This window comes from Thermophilibacter sp. (assembly GCF_966187215.1).
Window position 1 is genome coordinate 1 of the sequence record NZ_CBIFYV010000024.1, and the last position, 3,802, is coordinate 3,802.

Below are 3,802 nucleotides of genomic sequence, written 5' to 3' on the forward strand. Positions count from 1 at the left end.
CGCGACCGTGTACGACACGATCAGGGGGCGCAGGAAACGGCTGGGGCTGGCCGCGTAGGCCCGTCCAAGGAAATGTCCGAGGCCCCATTTGTGCGCAATTTGCTCGCTCGTTACACAAACGGGCGCGGCGCTGTGCAATAGGGCGTTTTCTAACACAGGAATTTCGACCTCCAGGGTGCGCTGCGCCACGGAATCCGTCGCAAACGCCCAGTCGCACGTTATCGTTTGCGGGCGGTGCGGCTAGAATCCCGTGTAAGAAAGCGGGGTATTGCACGGCCGCCCCAGAGTTTGTGTAACGAAGGGTACTATTGCGCAGCGGCGTGGCGTGTAGGTTCGGCAGGTGTGCCACGTTGCCGAAAGGGGAGAACTATGAAGATCGCCATCCCGACGCTGGGCAAGGGCGGCCTGGACTGCGAGCGGTCCGGGCACTTTGGCCACTGCGACTGCTTCACGGTCGTGGATGTTGAGAACGGGGAGGTCGGCGCCGTCAGCGTGATTGACAACCCTCCCCACGAGGAGGGTGGCTGCATGCGTCCGGTGGCGCTGCTCGCCAACGAGGGCATCGACGCCATCGTGGCGGCCGGCATGGGCATGCGCCCGATGATGGGCTTCGAGCAGGCGGGCATCACCGTGCTGTTTGAGAACCAGACGCCGGGCGTGGGCGACGTGGCCCGCATGGCCGCCGCCGGCCAGCTACCGGCCATGACCGCCGAGCACGCCTGCCACCACTAGCGCGCCGAGCGTGCGGACCTGGGACCTGGTCATAGCCGGCTGTCTGTCCGGCGAGCGGGACGACGCCGGGATCGCGGCGCTCGCGGGCGAGCTCGCGGCCGCCGTCGGCGCCGGGACGGTCGTCCGGGCGCGCACGGGCGGGCGTCCCATGGGGGCGAGCGTCCCAGAGGTGCTGGCGGGCCTGTGCGCACGCGGCGCACGGCGCGTCCTCGTGGCGACGACGCACGTTGCTGACGGTCGGCTCCAGCGCACCTGCGCCGCCGACGTCGCCGTCGCGGGGTCGGGGTTCGAGGAGCTGCGGCTCGCCGCGCCCCTGCTCGCGGACGAGAGGGACCTGCGCGCCGTGGCAGCCGCGCTCGACGAGGCGCTGCCCGCGCGGGCCGGCCGCATCGTCGCGCTCGCGGGGCACCGCGGGGCGGATTGCGAGGCCACGCTCGCCCGGCTCGAGGCCGCCCTTCGGGACCGCGGCCGACCCGACGTGCTCGTGGGTGCGCCGGAGCTCCTGGCGGCACGCCTGGACGGCCGTCCTGAGCGCGCGGCGCTTCTCGCCCCGATGCTCATGGCACTCGGGCACCACGCGCGCCGCGACGTCCTCGTTGACCTGCGCGCCCGCTTGGAGCGCGCGGACCGCGCCGTCACGCCGTGGCCGCACGCCCTCGCCGAGCTGCCCGCCGTCCGCGACCTCGTGGTCGCCCACGCCCGCGCGGCGCTAGAATGACGGCATCGCGCGGTGCCGTCGCGCCCCGCGCCGCCGCAGCGAAGGGAGCCCCCCATGAAGCTCGTCATCGCCTCTGACATCCACGGCGCCGCCGACGCCTGCGACCGCCTCATGGCCGCAATCGAGGCCGAGGCCCCCGACCGCGTGGTCCTTCTCGGCGACCTGCTCTACCACGGGCCGCGCAACGATCTCCCGTCCGACTACGCCCCGCGTCGCGTCATCGAGGCGCTCAACTCCCTGGCGCCGCGCGTGATCGCCGTGCGCGGCAACTGCGAGGCCGAGGTCGACCAGATGGTCCTCGGCTTCCCCTGCATGGCCGACCACAACGTCCTCTACGACGAGGCCGCCGACCTCACGCTCTTCCTCACGCACGGTCACGTCTACGGGCCCGGCTACCACAACAGCGTCGACCGCTGGCCCGCGCTGCCCGAGCGCGCCGCTCTGGTCTACGGCCACACCCACATCAAGGTCAGCGAGCGCAGCGACGCGCATCCAGGCAGCTGGGTTTTCAATCCCGGCTCGGTGGGCATCCCCAAGGACGGTTCGGCCAGCTACGGCGTCTACGAGGGTGGCCGCTTCGAGCACCGGCTTCTGTAGAGGATCGCGGGCGGCCTAGAGGGTCGTCGGGTCGACGTGCGGGCGCGATGTGTGGACAATTAGCATGCATTTGGTTTTATGAATTTGACAAAACGCCAGATAATATTTTCAGGTTTGCTGAGAAGTGCATGCTATTTTCCGCACAACCCACCCCGCCCGGCGAGAAACCCCCCATATCCTGCCCCCTACAACGCGCGCGTCAAAAAATCTAATGTGTGAAGACTTAGATTATGTATAGAATCAAGACGCACGGGGGATAAACTCCATCGTACAGAGGAAATGACGCGACCCGGGCATCCCGCCCGGTGCAGGAAAGGGAGAGCAACCATGGGCAAGATTCTCGGCATCGACCTCGGCACCACCAACTCCGCGATGGCGGTCCTCGAGGGCGGCGAGCCCACGATTATCGTCAACGCCGAGGGCGACCGCACCACCCCGTCCGTCGTGGGCTTCCGCGCCGACGGCGACCGCATCGTCGGCAAGGCGGCCAAGAACCAGGCCGTCACCAACCCCACCAACACGGTCTTCTCGATCAAGCGCTTCATGGGCCGCCGCTACGACGAGGTGACCTCCGAGCTCAAGACCGTCCCGTACAAGGTCAAGAGCGGCACCGGCAACCGCGCCGTCGTCGAGATCGACGGTGAGGACTTCACCCCCGAGCAGATCAGCGCCATGATTCTCTCCAAGATGAAGGCGGACGCCGAGAAGTACCTCGGCGAGCCGGTCACCGACGCGGTCATCACCGTCCCGGCCTACTTCAACGACGCTCAGCGCCAGGCCACCAAAGACGCCGGCAAGATCGCCGGCCTCAACGTCCAGCGCATCGTCAACGAGCCCACGGCCGCCGCGCTGGCCTACGGTCTCGACAAGAAGGGCATCGACCAGAAGGTCCTCGTGTTCGACCTCGGCGGCGGCACCTTCGACGTCTCGCTGCTCGACCTCGCCGACGGCGTGGTCGAGGTCCTGGCCACCAACGGCGACAACCACCTCGGCGGCGACGACTGGGACCAGCGCGTCATCGACTGGCTGGCCGACAAGTTCCAGTCCGACAACGGCATCGACCTGCGCAAGGACCCGATGGCCCTGCAGCGCCTGAAGGAGGCCGCGGAGAACGCCAAGAAGGAGCTCTCGAGCGCCCAGCAGGCCCAGATCAACCTGCCGTTCATCACCGCCGACGCCACCGGCCCCAAGCACCTCGACTACACGCTGACCCGCGCCGAGTTCGAGCGCATCACGCGCGACCTGCTCGACCGCTGCAAGGAGCCCGTCACCAAGGCGCTGCGCGACGCCAACCTGCAGATCTCTGACGTCAACGAGGTCATCCTCGTGGGCGGCTCGAGCCGCATGCCCGCCGTGCAGGAGCTCGTCAAGCAGATGACCGGCAAGCAGCCCAACATGTCCGTGAACCCGGACGAGGTCGTCGCCGACGGTGCGGCCGTCCAGGGCGGCGTGCTCACCGGCGACGTCTCGGGCATCCTGCTGCTCGACGTCACCCCGCTGTCGCTCGGCGTCGAGACCATGGGCGGCGTCATGACCAAGATGATCGACCGCAATACCACGATCCCGACCTCCAAGACCGAGATCTACTCCACGGCCGCCGACAACCAGACGTCCGTCGAGATCAACGTCCTGCAGGGCGAGCGCGAGATGGCCGCGGACAACAAGTCCCTCGGCAAGTTCCAGCTCACCGGCATCCCGGCCGCGCGCCGCGGCGTGCCGCAGATCGAGGTCACCTTCGACATCGACGCCAACGGC

General features: G+C 68.4%; 5 protein-coding genes. 4 read left to right on the forward strand and 1 reads right to left on the reverse strand.

Going from position 1 to position 3,802, the window contains the following annotated elements; genetic code table 11:
- Positions 1-189 (reverse strand): hypothetical protein (locus ACWTSU_RS02470; protein WP_455138295.1); only part of this gene is annotated, 189 nt, incomplete at its 3' end.
- A gap of 180 nt (positions 190-369) precedes the next feature.
- Between ACWTSU_RS02470 and ACWTSU_RS02475 the strand changes: the two genes are divergently transcribed.
- The 4 genes from ACWTSU_RS02475 to dnaK all read left to right on the forward strand — a co-directional run.
- Positions 370-732 carry a NifB/NifX family molybdenum-iron cluster-binding protein gene (locus ACWTSU_RS02475; protein ID WP_455138296.1) on the forward strand — a complete coding sequence of 121 codons (363 nt, stop codon included), beginning with the start codon at positions 370-372 and terminating at the stop codon, positions 730-732.
- Positions 733-742: 10 nt separating this feature from the next.
- Positions 743-1,450, forward strand: a complete 708-nt coding sequence (locus tag ACWTSU_RS02480; RefSeq protein ID WP_455138297.1) for a sirohydrochlorin cobaltochelatase — start codon at positions 743-745, stop codon at positions 1,448-1,450.
- A 54-nt stretch (positions 1,451-1,504) separates the two neighbouring features.
- On the forward strand, positions 1,505-2,047 hold the full coding sequence (yfcE, locus tag ACWTSU_RS02485; RefSeq protein ID WP_455138298.1) for a phosphodiesterase: 543 nt from the start codon (positions 1,505-1,507) through the stop codon (positions 2,045-2,047).
- Between the two features lie 327 nt (positions 2,048-2,374).
- On the forward strand, positions 2,375-3,802 hold a 1,428-nt coding region (dnaK, locus tag ACWTSU_RS02490; protein WP_455138299.1), incomplete at its 3' end, for a molecular chaperone DnaK.

Excerpts from the sequence above, each read along its gene's own strand:
- yfcE (WP_455138298.1), top strand. The coding sequence starts at position 1,505 with ATGAAGCTCGTCATCGCCTCTGACATCCACGGCGCCGCCGACGCCTGC.
- ACWTSU_RS02475 (WP_455138296.1), top strand. The coding sequence starts at position 370 with ATGAAGATCGCCATCCCGACGCTGGGCAAGGGCGGCCTGGACTGCGAG.